Raw genomic sequence first — 16,830 nt, 5'->3', positions numbered from 1 at the left:
TTATGGGAACCGTGATTGCACTCGCCAACCAAAAAGGTGGCGTCGGTAAAACGACGACTAGCATCAATTTAGGAGCTGGCTTGGTCGAACAAGGCCAAAAAGTATTATTGATTGATACCGATGCCCAAGGTAACGCTACGAGTGGCTTGGGTATTCAAAAGTCGGCCATTGAACATGAAATTTACGATGTCTTAATTAACGACACCCCCATGAAAGAGACGATCTTAAAGACCAGTCATGACGGGTTAGATATCGTGCCTGCGACCATTCAATTGTCAGGGGCCGAAATCGAATTAACGCCAATGATGGCGCGCGAAACGCGGTTACGTGACGCGATTAATGAAGTTCGTGATGATTACGACTTTGTCTTAATCGATTGTCCACCATCGTTAGGATTACTCACAATTAATGCGTTTACAGCTTGTGACTCGATTTTGATCCCAGTTCAAAGTGAATATTATGCCTTGGAAGGCTTAAGCCAATTACTTAATACGGTGAAGTTGGTTCAAAAACACTTTAACCGTAACCTGAAGATTGAAGGCGTCTTGCTCACGATGTATGACGCCCGAACAAATCTTGGCCAACAAGTGAATGAAGAAGTGCGGAAGTTCTTCAAGGATGCCGTTTATCAAACGATTATCCCACGGAACGTTCGCTTGTCGGAAGCACCAAGTCATGGCTTGTCAATTATCGATTACGATCGCAAGTCTAAAGGTGCACAAGTTTACTCAGCATTAGCAAAGGAAGTGTTAGCTGCCCATGGCAAGTAAAGATCAAAATAAAGCATTAGGTCGGGGTATTGATGCCTTGTTTGCTGATGTGGATGAACCCGTTAGTGAAGCGGCAGTTGTCGACCTAGCGTTAACCGATATTCGGGCTAATCCGTACCAACCACGACAAAAGTTTGACCAAACCGCATTGAAGGAATTAGCCAGTTCGATTGAAAAATCGGGTGTTTTCCAACCAATTATTGTGCGGCAACCAGATGCTGAAATTAAGAAGTATGAAATTATTGCTGGTGAACGCCGATTCCGGGCCTCTAAATTAGCCAAGCAAACGACGATTCCAGCGATCGTTCGGGAAGTCACCGAAGCTGAAATGATGGAAGTCGCCGTGTTGGAAAACTTGCAACGCGAAGATTTGACACCATTGGAAGAAGCCGAAGCTTACGATTCCTTAATGAAAAAATTAAAGTTAACGCAAGCTGAAGTTTCGAAACGTTTAGGCAAGAGTCGGCCTTATATTGCGAACTACTTGCGCTTATTAGGCTTACCAGCAGCTGTTAAACAACTGATTCAAAAAGGGCAATTGTCAATGGGACAAGCGCGGACATTATTATCTTTAAAAGATAAGACTAAGTTAGCACCATTGGCCAAAAAGGCGGTTAAGGATAACTTAACGGTTCGCCAATTGGAACAAATCGTGGCCCGCTATAATGGTGATGCTCAAAAACCCGCTAAAAAGGTAACCGTTAAAAAGTCACCATATATTCGGGCGAGTGAAGAACAGTTGCAAGAACGCTTTGGCACAGCAGTCTCTATTCAAGCTAAAGCTAATCAGAAAGACCAAGGGAAGATTGAAATTCCTTATTTATCGAACGAAGATTTAACCCGGATCTTGGAGATTTTGCACGTTGATTTAAATTAATTTAACAAGGAGCGTTGCGCATGTATGATTTAGGTGATATTGTCGAAATGAAGAAAGCGCATCCGTGTGGCGTTAATCGCTGGGAAATTACCCGGATGGGTGCAGACATTAAGATTAAATGTACCGGTTGCGGTCACGTGGTCATGATGCCGCGCCGCGAGTTTGATAAAAAGCTTAAAAAAATGCTCGTTAAAAAAGATGCAGATTAAATAAAGGAAGAGTGAATAACTGATGGCACTTACAGCAGGGATCGTTGGGTTACCAAACGTTGGTAAATCAACACTATTTAACGCAATTACGAAGGCGGGCGCTGAAATGGCGAACTATCCATTCGCCACGATTGACCCAAACGTTGGGATGGTTGAAGTTCCAGATAGCCGGTTAGACCGGATTCAAGAACTCATTCCAGCTAAAAAAGTGGTGCCAACCACCTTCGAATTTACCGATATTGCCGGGATCGTTAAAGGGGCCAGCAAGGGTGAAGGTCTCGGGAACAAGTTCTTGGAAAATATTCGACAAGTCGATGCGATTGTGCACGTGGTCAGGGCATTTGATGATGACAATATTACCCATGTTACTGGTAAGGTTGATCCACAAGACGATATCGAAACCATTAACTTGGAACTAAGCTTGGCTGATCTTGAAGCTGTCGACAAGCGTTTGGCAAAGGTCCAACGTGCAGCTAAAGGGAGCGACAAGGAAGCTAAAGCTGAATTGGCTGTTTTGGAAACCATCAAACCAGCTTTGGAAGCTGGCAAACCAGTGCGGTCATTGACATTTAACGAAGAAGACCAAGCGATTGTGCGCGGTTTATTCTTATTAACCGCTAAGCCAGTCTTGTATGTGGCGAATATTGCCGAAGATGATATGGCTGATCCTGAAAGCTCGAAATATTACAAGATTGTTGAAGACTACGCTAAAAACGAAGGCGCGCAAGCCATTGGTGTGGCCGCTGAAGCCGAAGAAGAAATCGCTGAATTGGACGATGACGATAAGGCTGATTTCTTAGCTGCTGAAGGCGTGGAAGAACCTGGTTTGAATAAGCTTATTCGGGCTTCTTACAAGCTTTTAGGCTTGGAAACGTTCTTCACGGCTGGTGGTAAGGAAACTCGGGCTTGGACGTTTAAACGCGGAACTAAGGCCCCTCAAGCAGCCGGTATTATTCATTCAGACTTTGAACGTGGGTTCATTCGGGCTGAAATCATGTCATTCGATGCTTTAGATGAAGCCGGTAGTGAAGCCAAGGTTAAGGAAAATGGGAAACTACGGCTTGAAGGTAAAGATTACGTCATGCAAGATGGCGACATCGTTGAATTCCGATTCAACGTCTAAGTGAACGAAAAGGAGGACTTGCTCGTGAGTGAAGCACCTAAAGAACCACGGAACGCCCAAGCTGGCGCCAAACAAATTCAAGCAGCGGAACAACCGGTGCGCGAAGATAGCGAATTAACGAAACGTAACGCGGAATATATGCGTCAAATGCGGAAAGCTTTAAACGCGACTAGTCTCGCTGGTGACAAGAAAAAAGCGGCGCTAGATGAAATGACCACAACTTTGTTAACCGAACAGCATAAGGGAACGACCGCTCGTCAATTATATGGGACGGTTCAAGAACGAACCCAAGAAATTATCGAAGGCCCAAAGAAAGCACCTGCTGAACAAGCTCGGGCTAACTATTGGATTACGGCCTTAGATAATGGCTTGATGTTGTTTATGATTTTCTGCTTGATGTACGGGGCAATTGGCTTCTTTGGCAAGACCTCATCTGAACAAGCTGGGGCTCAAGGGATCACTGCCATTCTTATCACTTCAGCAGTCGGTGGTCTCGGGGTCGCTAAGTTATTTGACTTCTTACAACCAGCATCCAAGGATAAAAAGAAACAAGTGCCAACTTGGCGTAAGATCTTATGGTCAGTCTTAGCTATTGTAGCCTGGATGATGATCTTTACGTTAGCAGCGGCCTTACCAACAACGATTAACCCGGCCTTATCAGCAATCTGGTACTTAATCATTGCGGCAATCGTCTTTGTGGCGCGTCTATGGTTAAAACGTCGCTTCAAGATTACGACGAGTTTATTCTAAAAACAAGACGACTAAAATCTGAGTGCAAGTTGACTCAGATTTTTTGCTACTTAGGTGTCGGTTAAAACTTAAAGGCTGAAATCTATTTTTAGCAATAATTGCTGATATGGTCATGCTTGCCACTGCCGTTCGCCCACCTTGAACCGGAACGCTGTGGGCGGACCGGTTCAGCCAAAAAGCGATCTGAACCGTCGTTTTGAACCGCCAACCCCGTGTTTCAAAAGCGCCGAGCTCTAAGCGATAAATCGCTAAGAGCTCCCACGGCTGGGCTCAATGTGAGCTCACTCTCGGTTATATTAGTGATTACTAGATTAGTGTCCGCGATATAGCCGGAGTCAGCCAGTGATGGCGCCGGTCGTGAAAACATCGTTAGACCGGATGGGTTTCCCGGACTTACGATGTGGACGACTTTTGAGACTAGCGGTTTTGGCTAGGCCCAAAAGCGAGGTGGAAGACCGCACTTTGGGCTGGAACCGGTCCCACAGCTGGCAGAATCACTGGCTGGCGTAGGTGGCTAATTTGGCATAACTATCAGTACTGGTATAGTTTCTATCACCATAATGATCCTTTAACAAAATGAAAAGTTACTGATAATCGGTGACAGGCCTTGCATTTAGGCTGATATTTTGTTACCTTTACAGATAAAAATAAAACCACAAGGAGCTAACATTCAATGTCTAATTGGGATACAAAGTTTGGAAAAAAGGGTTATACGTTCGATGATGTCTTATTAATTCCGGCCGAAAGTCATGTTTTACCGAATGAAGTCGATTTAGGTGTTAAGCTGGCTGATAATTTGCAACTTAATATTCCAATTTTGAGTGCAGGAATGGATACTGTTTCAGAATCCACAATGGGAATCGCAATGGCCAATCAAGGTGGCCTAGCCGTTATCCATAAGAACCTCAGCATTGAAGCTCAAGCCGCTGAAGTAAGCAAAGTTAAAGCCGTTGAAAAAGATGCTGATCATCCTCACGCTGCTGTTGATGCTAATAATCATTTATTAGCCGTCGCTGCAGTTGGGGTGACGAGTGATACCTTTGACCGCGCGGAAGCTTTATTCGCTGCTGGTGCCGATGCGATTGTCATTGATACGGCGCATGGTCATTCAGCCGGTGTGTTACGGAAGATCAAAGAAATTCGTGAACACTTCCCAAGTCAAACGTTGATTGCCGGTAACGTGGCGACTGCTGAAGGTACACGGGCTTTATTTGAGGCTGGTGTTGATGTAGTTAAAGTCGGGATTGGCCCTGGTTCAATCTGTACGACTCGGATCGTGGCTGGTGTTGGGGTACCTCAATTAACGGCCGTTTATGATTCAGCCAGTGTGGCTCGTGAATACGGTAAGTCAATCATCGCCGATGGTGGGATTAAGTATTCTGGTGATATTGTTAAAGCGTTAGCTGCTGGTGGAAACGCGGTTATGCTCGGGAGTATGTTAGCCGGGACAACCGAAGCCCCTGGTGAAGTGGTCTTTGACGATGGTCGCCAATACAAATTCTACCGTGGTATGGGTTCAGTTGGTGCGATGTCACAAGCGCATGGTTCATCTGATCGTTACTTCCAAGGTGGCGTGAACGAAGCCAACAAATTAGTGCCCGAAGGTGTTGAAGGCCGCGTGCCATTTAAAGGCAGTGTCGATGACATTATCTTCCAAATGCTCGGTGGCTTACGTTCTGGGATGGGCTATGTTGGTGCCAAAGATATTCCAGCCTTGATTGACAATGCGCAATTCGTTGAAATTTCTGGTGCTGGTTTACGTGAATCACATCCACACGAAATTCAAATTACCAAGAACGCACCTAACTACTCTGTTAATGGGTAAAGGCGTTTTATAAAATTAATTGTCAGAAGTCGTCAACCTAGTTGGCGGCTTTTTTGTTAGATCATATTTGTTTTTCTTGCCGAAACGTGTGACAAAAGGCAATTGGTTCCGCTTAACCATGCTAGTTAGACCATCCCAAAACCGGGGATAATCTAACTAGCACCGTTAATGCTCGCCAATTAACCGCCTTTTGTCACACTCTGATTCCTTGCGTTTTTTCTAAAAAAACACGTCAACCACCAAGTTAAGCAAACTTTTTGTTAGAATAGAAACATAATTACTCAACTAAAACTGAGGAGTAGACACGAATATGAAAATTTTAGTAGTCGATGACGATAAAGAAATTGCTCAATTATTAGAAATCTATATTAAAAATGAAGGTTACGAACCTGTTAGTGCGTTTAACGGTAAGGAAGCCTTGACTAAGTTAAACACCAACCCTGATATTGCCCTGATGATTTTAGACATCATGATGCCCGAAATGGATGGGATTGAAGTGATTAAAGAAGTGCGGAAAGATTCACAACTCCCAATCTTGGTCTTGTCTGCGAAGACGGGTGATATGGATAAAATCCAAGGTTTAATTACCGGCGCTGATGATTATGTGACGAAGCCCTTTAACCCACTGGAAATCATGGCACGGGTTAAATCCTTGTTACGGCGGTCTGAAAACAATGTGACTACCAATGAACCTGATGTTTTGGATATTGGACCTTTAACCATTAACAAGGATTCCCATGAAGTAAAGACGTTGACTGGTAAGGATATCCAACTAACTGCTTTGGAATTTGGTATCTTATACTTATTAGCCAGCCATCCTAACCGGGTCTTTTCTGCCGATGATATTTTTGAACGAGTTTGGCAACAAGAAAGCATTGTTTCCGCTAAAACGGTGATGGTGCATGTGAGTCATTTACGGGATAAAATTGAAGAAGCGACTGACGGCGAAAAAGTGATCCAAACGGTTTGGGGCGTTGGTTACAAGATTGAATCGCGGTAAGAGTGAGGGCTACTTTTGAAATTAACAGGACGCGAAAAAAGTGAATTATTCTTTGAAGGAGTAGTAACCGTCATTTTGCTACTCCTTTTGAACTTGTCAATTGTGGTCTTGATCAACCAAGCCATTGCCCATAATCCAGGGTTACAAAGTGGGATTTTTCAGATTAAACGCTCAATTAAAATCGGACCAACCAATTATCAGCTTTGGAGTTATGAAAATCTTTTTGTGGCTTTAATGTTGATTGCGGATGCGTTTGTGTTGTATTGGCGATTGATTCGGCGATATAAGCAAATGCAACTGCGACATATTATTAGTGAATTACACTATATTGCGGCAGGGCACTTTGATCATCGAATCGATTTTAGTTTAACGGGTGATACGCAACGCGTTGTCGAGAGTGTCAATGCGCTAGTTGATTCAGCCATCCACTCAATGGACGAGGAACGCGAAATTGAGCGTTCTAAGGATGCGTTGATCACCAATGTGAGTCATGATATTCGGACGCCACTGACGTCGATTATTGGCTACCTGGGGCTGATTGAAAACCACCAGTACCAATCTGAAGAAGATCTCGTTAAATATACGCACATTGCCTATAACAAAGCGACACAGATGAAATCATTGGTAGAAGACCTCTTCGAATACACTAAGGTTCGACAAACGGAAACACCACTCAATATCAATCGGTTGAATATTACGGCGATGATGGAGCAATTGGCGGCCAGTTTTGAATTAGAAGCAAATAAAAAGCAATTGACGATTGAAGTTGAAACTGGCACTAAGCCGATTTATTTAGAGGCCGATGCAGAAAAACTCGGTCGAGTCTTTAACAATTTGATTACCAATGCGTTTAAGTATGGTACTGGGGCCAAGCATGTGATTTTACAGGCTGAACAGCGTGGTGAAGAAGTGGTGATTCACGTGGCTAATGATGGTCAGCGAATTCCGGCTGATTCGTTAGGAATGCTGTTCGAACGGTTTTATCGCGTGGAAGAATCACGTTCAAAAGCTACGGGCGGCTCTGGCCTGGGATTGGCGATTGCGCAAAGTATCGTGGAGCATCATGGCGGTTATATTTATGCGCAGAGTGATGATGCCTTGACTAGCTTTGTGATTCATCTCCCAGTTCATCACGATCATCCATTAACGAAAAAAGATCGTAAAGTTGCAAATTAGCTTGTTTCAATTGGCATAATTATTTAAACTAAAAAGTAGCATTCAGGAAAGGGATAATTGAGAAATGAGATTTGCTGGAAAGTTAAAGAAAACCATGATTGCCCTAGTTGCGGCAGTCACTTTCACGACCACAGGATTAGGGGTGGTCAATGCCACTTTGACAGCACAAGCAGCATCGACCCCATCAATTTCAGCCAAAGCGGCGATTGCCGTTGACGCTAGCACGGGTCAGATTTTATACAACAAGAATAGTACCAAGCCGATGGCGATTGCCTCGATGACTAAGATGTTGAGTACTTACTTGGTTTTAAAGGCGATTCATGATGGAAAACTTTCATGGAACCAAAAGATTAGTGTCAGCAAAGCGGTTGCTAAAATGAGTCAAAATACGGAATATGCGAATGTTCCATTATTATCAACAAAAAAATACTCCGTTCGGCAACTATACAATGCTACTGAAATTTATTCAGCTAATGCGGCGATCACCGCGTTGGGCGATGCCGTTGCAGGTTCACCACATAAGTTTGTGCAATTGATGCGTAAGACCGCGAAGTCCTTTGGAATTACTGACGCCACGATCATCAATGCTTCTGGCTTAACGAACAAGGAAGTTGGTAGCACGATTGGTTACAGTAACGTTTCTGGCTCAACTGAAAATGAAATGTCAGCGCAAGATGTCGCGACGGTGGCCCAAAAGCTTTTATCAAAATATCCAGAAGTCTTAAAAACGTCTAGTATTGCCCATGCTTGGTTTGAAAAGGGCACAAAGTCCGCAACTAAGATGGATAACCGCAACTACATGTTAAAGGGACTCGTTAAACATTATTCAGCGTTACCAGTTGATGGTTTGAAGACGGGGACCTCAACGAAAGCCGGAAATGCGTTTACTGGGACGGTTAAGTTCAGTAATGGTAATCGGATTATCACAGTTGTCATGCATGCCGGTTCAGCTAGTGATACTGGGACCGAACGGTTTACCCAAACGGCTCAAATCATGTCATACGTCTATCACAACTATACGACCACAACGGTTGCTAAAGATCAAACGCTTAAAGGTGTTAAATCAGTCGCTGTGCAAGATGGGAAAACTTTATCAACAAAGTTAGTCACCAATAGTAAAGCAACGAAAGTCTATTTACCAACAAGTTCAACGGCGTCCTTAAACGGTGTAGCAACATTGAAGAAGTCAGCAACGACTAACGGAAAGTTACAAGCACCATTAACTCATGGCAAGACCATTGGAACGGCTAAATTAAGCTTGAATAAAAAAGCCATTCAAGTTGTCAATGGGACGAAATCAAAGACGATGCAAGTGAACTTAACCTCACAAAAATCCGTCGAAAAAGCGAATATTTTTGTTAGAATGTGGCGCGGGATTAAGAGCTGGTTCTAAATCAATAAAGTGTCTAGGTTAAAGCCTAGGCGCTTTTTTTGTAAAAATGGGATAATAATGTTTATTGAATCAAAACGCATGAAAACGGTATAATAGGTTTAGGCTCAACCGGGCCGTTGAATGGAGGCGGATAATATGGATGTGACGCTACGATTAGCGACCATGTCAGATTTACCAACGATTGTCGATATTTATAATCAAACAATTCCAAGTCATCAAGTGACGGCCGATTTAAAGCCGGTCACAGTGGATCAACGCCGCGCGTGGTTTTTAGAACACACGCCAGAACATTATCCGATGTGGGTGGTGTTACAAGCAGATCAGGTTGTTGGATGGCTTAGTTTCTCACCATTTTATGGTCGTGAGGCTTATGCCAAGACGGCTGAAATTTCGATTTATTTAGATCGAAGTGTACAGGGTCAAGGTGTCGGCAGCCAGGTTTTAGAGTTGGCGGCTAAACAGCTGACTACGGTGGGGTTAACAACGTTAGTGGCGTATATTTTCTCAAGCAATTTGCCAAGTATTAAATTGTTTAAAAAGTTTGGTTATGAACAATGGGGATTCCTACCCGCAGTGGCGGAATTGGATCATCGGCCGAATGACTTGGTCATTTTAGGGCGCCATTTCGATTAAAATCCAATCTGGATACGCTTACATACTGCTTGAAGCTGAACAATCTTTTGCAAAAGGTAGGATTGCAGCAAGAAACATGTTAAAATTAAAACCGAATGTCTATACAAATAGACAGTAAACAATGTTGCTAGAATTCTTTACTGATATGGTACTGGAGGCATCTTGGTGAAAAAGAACGAGCCAAATTGGTTAATGGTTTTACGGACAGTAATGCCACTTGGGCTTAGCTACATCCCCATTGGATTAGCTTGTGGGGTCTTGTTGCATGCGGCCGGGTTCAACCATTTAATGACGGCGTTAATTTCCGTCATGGTCTTTTCCGGCGGCGCCCAATTTTTGATTGCGTCGATGTTAACGATCAATGCACCTATGACAACGATTATTTTAATGATGTTTTTCTTGGAACTACGATATGCGTTATTAGGGTCTAGCTTATCGCGCTATTTAAAGGGTCAACCGTTACCATTCATCTTTGCGTTCGCGTTTTCGATGAATGATGAAAACTATGCGGTTAATTATTTAAAATTTGCGACGGATAAGCATTGGCAACCTAAGCAAGCTTTGTTGGTGGAACACTATTCACTGCTCTTTTGGACTGTCAGCAATATTATTGGTAGTCTGATTGGGAGCGCCTTAACCATCAATTTGAGCGTGGTTGATTTTGCGTTAACGGCACTATTTATTTATATGGCCGTTATGCAAACGAAGAGTCGTTTGACTATTTTAGTCTGTGCGATGTCGGCCGTATTAACGTTGTTCTTCCTCGTTTTGATGAAGAGTACGTTAGGGTTAGTCGTCTCAACGTTAATCGCCTCGTTGTTAGGCTATTTTATTGAGCGGCAATTAATCGCACATAAGCCAGAAAGTCACTTATTGTATAAGATTCACGATCCCACTGGTCAGTCGGCCATGGAAGAATCTGACAAGTAGGGCCCCGAGGAGTTTTTATTATGCAATCAGTCAGTTCAATGAGCAGTATGGACCATTTATGGTTGATTATTTGTTGCGCGGTCGTGGCTTTTATTCCACGGTTCTTCCCACTCTTATTTTTCACGAAGCGACAAATTCCAGAATGGTTTAATGAATGGATGCGCTTTGTCCCAGTGTCGTTATTTACGGCTTTAGTGGTTAAAAGTGTGTTTGTAGATAGTAAGTACAATATCATGACTTCAGGTAATTTAGGGATGATTATTTCATCCATTTTAGTTGGTATTATTGCCTATCGAACTCGGTCGATGACACTTTCTGTCATTATTGGGTTAGCTTCAGTGATGATTTTTGTGTTAGTGCTGCATATTTAAATGATAATGTTAGTAAGACTGGGGAACCGGTCTTTTTTTATTCCTAAAATGTTGAAAGATGCTTTTTAGCAATAATCGTTGATATGGTAGGTATTCATCAATCAGAACTAGTCGTACTTGCCACCTATCGTTCGTCCACATTGAGCCGGAAAGCTGTGGGCGGACCGGTTCAGCCAAAGAGCGGTCTGAACCGTCGTTTCGAACCACCCAACCCGTGTTTCAAGAGCCCCACGGCTGGGCTCAATGTGAACTCACTCTCGTTTATGATGGTGATTACAAAATTGATTGGTATTCGCAATACAACCGGAGCCAGCCAGTGATGGCGCCGGCCGTGAAAATATCGTTAGTCCGAGTGATTTCCCCGGACTTTACGATATGGACGACTTTTGAGACTAGTGGTTTTGGCTAGGCTCAAAAGCGAGACGGAAGCTCGTACTTTGGCTGGAGTCGGTCCCACAGCCGGCAGAATCGCTGGCTGGCGTAGGTGACCAATTAGCATGACTTAAGTCAATTCTGGTAAAGCATTTATCGTCATACTTATCTTTCAACCCTTAGTTAAAAGCAAAAATGTCAGTGTGTAAATGATCATCATTTACACACTGACATTTTTTAGTTGAATTAAGCTTTAACCGTATTATCTTCGTACATGTATTCACGAGTCATTGGTAAGTTCCGTGATGAAGGGCCTTTTGAAACGAGGTATTGCATCACATCAATGTTCCCAGATTGGAAAGAAGCGGCACAGGCTTGGAGATAAAGATCCCACATCCGCGTGAAGCGGGTGCCCATCTTTTCTTCAATCGCGTCACGAACCGCATTGAAGTTTTCATCCCAAAGTTCAGTCGTTTTTTGGTAGTGGCGACGAAGCGTTTCAACGTCATCGACTTGTAAGCCACAATCCACGATCCGTTGTAAGTTTTCGGTCATCCCAGGCACGTAACCACCGGGGAAGATGTACTTGTCTAACCAACCGTTAGTGGCGCCACCTTGTTGCCGAGTAATCCCATGCAATAAGGCTACTCCGTCATCTTTGAGGTAGTGTTTAACACGTTCAAAATACATTGCCAAGTTATCTTTACCGACGTGTTCAAACATGCCAACACTGGTAATGTAATCGTAAGTTTCATCACCAAGTTCGCGGTAGTCTTCTAACCGAACTTCAGCAACGTCACTTAATCCTTCATCTTTGATCCGTTGACTAACGAGGTTGTATTGTTCTTGAGATAAAGTAATCCCAACGACTTTCAATCCATATTCTTTAGCAGCGGTTAACATTAAGGTGCCCCAGCCACAACCAATATCTAAAAGTGTTTTACCCGGTTGAGGGTTCAACTTTTGAATGATATGGTGTACTTTATTGATTTGGGCTTGTTCTAAGGTGTCGTCTTCATTGCGGAAGTATGCACAAGAATAAGTCAAGGTTGGGTCGAGCCACATTTCATAGAAATCATTACCAACATCGTAATGGCTTTGAATATCTTGTTGACTCTTCTTTTCAGAGTGTGATTGTTTTGGCATGAATTTCTTGAACTTGGAATTGTTGAAGAAACTTTCAGCTGATTCGTAGGCAGATTCAATCAGCTTTTGCATGCTGCCTTCGATTTCAATCTTGCCATCCATATAGGCTTCACCTAAAGCAATTGAAGCATTTTTGGTGATTTCACGCATCGGAATGGCTTCTTTAAAAGTGACCGTAACTTCAGGAGTACCGTCGCCACCATAGTTTTCGCTACTGCCATCCCAGTAGTTCACTTGCACAGGGATGTTAAAGGAGTGGCTCAACAAGGTGCGGTAAAACGTCTTTTCTAACATTACAATAAAGATCCTTTCTCGAATAAAAATACAAGAGCTATTATACGCCAATGAAAATCGGAATGTAAGCACTAGGTTTCACGGTTGGATGGTTAAACATGGTATAATAAAACAATCAACTAATGGGGGTGTCATTTTGAAAAAGTGGATGTGGGTGCTCGTAGCAGCCGTTATCGCAATTGGTGTCGGTGGCTACACTTATTCGAAACACCGCGAACAAACCAATGCTTATACAACAGCAATGCGGTATGGAAAATTAGCCATTCAAGATAAAAATTATTCGCAAGCCGAATCATTCTTTAGTCGTGCCACCCGCACGAAAGCCAACGATCCGGTGGCGCAACGTTATTTGACCCAAACACAAACCTATGTCGATGGGGCTAATGCTATCAAGGAACGCCAGTTTTCACAAGCAAAGACAAGTTTTACGACCGTCACGAAGACCAAAAATGGCTCGGACGTGTTAGTTAAACGTGCCAAGACCGAATTAAAGCTCATTAAGCGGGTTGTTAAGAAGCGGGCAACGTATCAAAAAGAATACAAAAAAGCGTTAGAACTCAATCAGACCAATGAATTTACGGATTCAAACGGTGTCTTAACAGTCTTATTCCAAAGCAAGACATTTAGTGAAAGTTACTATAAAGATATTTACAAAGCGGCTAAAGCATTACGGAAACAAAATAATGCTGCTTTGAAGTCGTTAACTAGTTCAACGCCAGTGGTTAATAACGGTAGCTCACAAAGTAGTAGTTCTAGTGAAAGCAGTAGTAGTACGGCTGCCAGTGCTTCAAGTAGTTCAAGCACGGCTACTAGTAAAGCTGATTCAAGCACTTCTGGCTTAACGAGTTCCGAAAAGAAAGCTGCAAATAATTACTCTGGTAGTAATGAATACACAGTAACGAATTCTCAGCAACAAGTGAATGGTTCATCGGTAACATCAAATCAAATCAAAGCGACTCGTTCTGAGCTAAAAGAAGCCGGAATTGATGCCGATGCCTTGAGTGATCAAGATGTTCGGACGGTCTTACAAACCGCCGCTAGTGACCATATTTCACCAGTTCAAGCTGCAAAAAAATTATTTAAATAATTTAAAATCAATACCGGTATGGTAATTGACTTTACAATCATCGAGGAAACGCTTAATTTCAAGTGTGAATCGATGATTTTTTTATAAAAACTGTTATAAATAGATGAGTAGGAACGAATAATTTTGTTTCTACGGCACCATGGCAGAAAATGGGGGCAGTCAATTTGTATCACACTGGGATATTTTTTTAACGAACTAATGTCAGAATGAGTACGAAAATGACTATTTTGTGTATTTTTTGCTTGACACTCTAGAATATTAACAGATTAAGGGGGTTAAGGTGACCATTGTTGATTGAAGTTATGGCAGTGCTAGTCGGATTTGAAACCGCTAGCAATTAAAATTTCGATCAATATTTTGGACATCGAGATTGCAAATGATTATTAACAAGCATGTGATGCGCAGCACCAACGAAAAACAGGTGTTGCAGCAGGTTATTAATGAAGGCCCGATTAGTCGGAGTCAAATTTCACGGAATCTGAACTTGAATAAAGTCACGGTTTCAGACATTTATAATCAGCTGTTACGGGCACAATTTATCAAGGAAATTGGGTGTGGCGTTAGTACCAAAAATGGTGGTCGGAAACCAGTTATGGCCGAACTAAACGTCAATTATGGCTTTGTGGCCAGCATTGATATGTCTGATCAGGCCGTTAAATTGATGTATTCACGGTTGAATGGCAAGATCCTACATTTCCAAAGTTTCAAGACTACCGATATGACGTTGACGGATGTGATTGATCTGATTGAGGATCAACTGCGGAATGTCGATGATTATGGCACGGTACATGGTTTGATGGGGGTCGCCATTGCCTTGGACGGGATTATTTACGAAAATAAAATTTTGAGAACGCCAATTAAATGCCTAGCACACTTTGATTTGGCGAAGTATTTACGAGACAAACTGCGGATTCCAGTTTTATTGGAAAAGAAATCTAGCTTAACAGCGGTCTTTGAGCGTGATTTCCATGATAATGAGATCTTTAATAATGTGGTCTCAATTGTGGTTCGTGATGAGATTCATGTGGGAATTGTTGCCGACTCACATTTGTATGCGGGACATGAAGGCGAAGCCGGTGAAGTCGGGACGACCTTACTGGAAGATCGTAAGTTAGAAAACCATATGGAGTCGGCTAATGATTATGTTTCGGAAAAAGCCTTATGGCAACATTTAAAAGTTGCGAAAAATGTTGATCGGTTAGATATGACCCAAATTAAACACGATTATATTAACCATGATCCAGTTGTCGCACAAGTCTTTGATGACTTTGTTTACTACCTATCGAAGGTTATTGCGAATGTGTCAACGGCATTTGCACCCGACGTGGTGGTGGTAAACACCAGCATTTTGGAAACAATCCCGCAGTTGTTGACTGAGATTCGGGATACGACGGCTAAGATGTCATCACCAAATCGGCAAGTACCAATCATTGCGACGAAGAATGTACAGTCAGCGGCTTTACTCGGTGGGGCTTCTGAGATTATTCATCAAGCGCTTGGTTTGGAAAGTTTGAAAATGCATTTTTTATAGCATGAGTCAAGAGTTTGGGACAAAAACCCAAACTCTTTTTGTATCTCCGAATCAGTGTCGTTGAAACGTGCAACAAAAGACTGCCCCCTCTGCTTAGCTACGAGACGCGAACGATTGAAAATGCACAATCATTCGTATCTCTAGGCTATGCTCGGTAGCAAATCGTCTTTTGTCACACTCTTTCGTCTGCTCTTGAATGGGTTTTTGACGTGTTTTCCGTTACAATGAATGCAGGCGGTAAAAAGGGAGTGAATTGAGTTGGATTTATGGTCACATTTTGTCCATAATGTGCGCTTACGCCGCACGGGGGTGCTGGCGTTAATCGTGATCGGGTTGTATTTAGCCCGTAGTATGATGAGTATTATTTTATTAACGTTTATTTTCACGTTTTTGGTGACACGGCTTGTTCGGTGGGTGCAAAAGCACGTTGCCGTTCCGAGCAGTTGGATTGTGATTGGCGTTTACGCGTTAGTGGTTTTGGGACTGTACTTTGCCGTGACCACGTATTTGCCGCAACTGATTAAACAGACCTTTTTGACGTTTCAATCGGTCTATGAATTTTATCAAAATCCTAGTAACGATACGAATGAAGTGTTACGGTGGGTGACATCATATTTTCAAGAGTCAGATATTTTGAAACAAGTTAAAACAGGCGTCTCGGTGATTTTTAAGTATATTACCAATATTGGAAATATGGGTGTGACGTTCTTCTTATCATTAATTTTGAGTTTCTTCTTTACGGTGGAAGATCGCCAGATGCACGCTTTCTCGAAACGTTTTTTGAGTAGTACCTTTGGTTGGTTTTTCCAAGATGTTTACTTTTTTGCTAAAAAATTCGTCAATAGTTTTGGGGTCGTGTTGGAAGCCCAATTCTTAATTGCCCTAGTTAATACGGCAATTACGTTGGTTGTGATGGCTTGTTTGCATATGCCACAGCTAATTAGTCTGGGTTTAATGATCTTCTTATTGAGCTTAATTCCAGTCGCTGGGGTGATTATTTCGTTGATTCCTTTGTGCCTCATTGCTTATTCTGTGGGTGGGATTCGATACGTCGTCTATATGGTGATCATGATTATGGTCGTTCACACGTTAGAAGCCTATGTGTTGAATCCAAAATTTATGGCGAGCCGGACGGAAATTCCGATTTTCTATACGTTTGTCGTCTTACTTGTCAGTGAACGGCTATTTGGTGTTTGGGGATTGATCGTCGGAGTGCCGATTTTTAACTTTATTTTAGATATTATCGGCGTGAAACCGGTTCACGGGCTTAAACCCAAAATTCATTTGAAAAAAACATTGGATTCTCACCATGATTCCGCAAATAAACCCTGATAATATTTTGA

General features: G+C 42.6%; 16 protein-coding genes. 15 read left to right on the top strand and 1 reads right to left on the bottom strand.

Going from position 1 to position 16,830, the window contains the following annotated elements; genetic code table 11:
• Positions 1-2: 2 nt before the first annotated feature.
• From FFM84_RS14890 to FFM84_RS14835, 12 genes are all read left to right on the top strand, one after another.
• Positions 3-770: a ParA family protein gene (locus FFM84_RS14890; protein ID WP_130846237.1), complete on the top strand. Its 768-nt coding sequence runs from the start codon at positions 3-5 to the stop codon at positions 768-770.
• Positions 760-1,647 carry a ParB/RepB/Spo0J family partition protein gene (locus tag FFM84_RS14885; protein ID WP_130846236.1) on the top strand — a complete coding sequence of 296 codons (888 nt, stop codon included), beginning with the start codon at positions 760-762 and terminating at the stop codon, positions 1,645-1,647. The genes FFM84_RS14890 and FFM84_RS14885 overlap by 11 nt, the downstream gene beginning before the upstream one ends.
• Positions 1,648-1,667: 20 nt before the next feature.
• A complete protein-coding gene (locus tag FFM84_RS14880) occupies positions 1,668-1,856 on the top strand; it encodes a DUF951 domain-containing protein (protein ID WP_130846235.1) in 189 nt (62 codons plus the stop codon).
• A 22-nt stretch (positions 1,857-1,878) separates the two neighbouring features.
• Positions 1,879-2,979 carry a redox-regulated ATPase YchF gene (ychF, locus tag FFM84_RS14875; RefSeq protein ID WP_130846234.1) on the top strand — a complete coding sequence of 367 codons (1,101 nt, stop codon included), beginning with the start codon at positions 1,879-1,881 and terminating at the stop codon, positions 2,977-2,979.
• Positions 2,980-3,003: 24 nt separating this feature from the next.
• Positions 3,004-3,729, top strand: coding sequence for a DUF1129 domain-containing protein (locus FFM84_RS14870; protein WP_225424709.1), 726 nt, complete (start codon positions 3,004-3,006; stop codon positions 3,727-3,729).
• Positions 3,730-4,402: 673 nt separating this feature from the next.
• Positions 4,403-5,554: an IMP dehydrogenase gene (gene guaB / locus FFM84_RS14865; RefSeq protein ID WP_130846233.1), complete on the top strand. Its 1,152-nt coding sequence runs from the start codon at positions 4,403-4,405 to the stop codon at positions 5,552-5,554.
• Positions 5,555-5,864: 310 nt separating this feature from the next.
• Positions 5,865-6,554, top strand: coding sequence for a response regulator transcription factor CroR (gene croR / locus FFM84_RS14860; protein WP_130846232.1), 690 nt, complete (start codon positions 5,865-5,867; stop codon positions 6,552-6,554).
• Positions 6,555-6,569: 15 nt separating this feature from the next.
• Positions 6,570-7,730, top strand: a complete 1,161-nt coding sequence (locus tag FFM84_RS14855) for a sensor histidine kinase (RefSeq protein ID WP_130846231.1) — start codon at positions 6,570-6,572, stop codon at positions 7,728-7,730.
• Positions 7,731-7,794: 64 nt separating this feature from the next.
• Positions 7,795-9,123, top strand: a complete 1,329-nt coding sequence (locus tag FFM84_RS14850) for a D-alanyl-D-alanine carboxypeptidase family protein (RefSeq protein WP_130846230.1) — start codon at positions 7,795-7,797, stop codon at positions 9,121-9,123.
• A gap of 135 nt (positions 9,124-9,258) precedes the next feature.
• Positions 9,259-9,756, top strand: coding sequence for a GNAT family N-acetyltransferase (locus FFM84_RS14845; RefSeq protein ID WP_130846229.1), 498 nt, complete (start codon positions 9,259-9,261; stop codon positions 9,754-9,756).
• Positions 9,757-9,921: 165 nt separating this feature from the next.
• Complete coding sequence (locus FFM84_RS14840; protein WP_371852227.1) at positions 9,922-10,686, top strand: AzlC family ABC transporter permease; 765 nt, start codon at positions 9,922-9,924, stop codon at positions 10,684-10,686.
• A 20-nt stretch (positions 10,687-10,706) separates the two neighbouring features.
• Positions 10,707-11,057, top strand: coding sequence for an AzlD domain-containing protein (locus FFM84_RS14835; RefSeq protein WP_130846228.1), 351 nt, complete (start codon positions 10,707-10,709; stop codon positions 11,055-11,057).
• Positions 11,058-11,675: 618 nt separating this feature from the next.
• Here FFM84_RS14835 and FFM84_RS14830 read toward each other — a convergent pair.
• Positions 11,676-12,869: an SAM-dependent methyltransferase gene (locus FFM84_RS14830; protein WP_130846227.1), complete on the bottom strand. Its 1,194-nt coding sequence runs from the start codon at positions 12,867-12,869 to the stop codon at positions 11,676-11,678.
• 136 nt (positions 12,870-13,005) lie between these two features.
• On the opposite strand from FFM84_RS14830, the gene FFM84_RS14825 reads away from it, so the two are divergent.
• The 3 genes from FFM84_RS14825 (at position 13,006) to FFM84_RS14815 (ending at position 16,819) form a co-directional block, all read left to right on the top strand.
• Positions 13,006-13,956 carry a hypothetical protein gene (locus FFM84_RS14825; protein ID WP_130846226.1) on the top strand — a complete coding sequence of 317 codons (951 nt, stop codon included), beginning with the start codon at positions 13,006-13,008 and terminating at the stop codon, positions 13,954-13,956.
• A gap of 376 nt (positions 13,957-14,332) precedes the next feature.
• Positions 14,333-15,487, top strand: a complete 1,155-nt coding sequence (locus FFM84_RS14820) for an ROK family protein (RefSeq protein ID WP_130846225.1) — start codon at positions 14,333-14,335, stop codon at positions 15,485-15,487.
• Between the two features lie 258 nt (positions 15,488-15,745).
• Complete coding sequence (locus FFM84_RS14815; protein ID WP_165444409.1) at positions 15,746-16,819, top strand: AI-2E family transporter; 1,074 nt, start codon at positions 15,746-15,748, stop codon at positions 16,817-16,819.
• The last annotated feature ends 11 nt before the right edge of the window (positions 16,820-16,830 follow it).

The organism is Lactiplantibacillus mudanjiangensis, assembly GCF_005405385.1.
Classification (GTDB): Bacteria; Bacillota; Bacilli; order Lactobacillales; family Lactobacillaceae; genus Lactiplantibacillus; species Lactiplantibacillus mudanjiangensis.
Note: the sequence above shows the minus strand (reverse complement) of the source record. Positions and strands in the feature narration are given on the sequence as shown.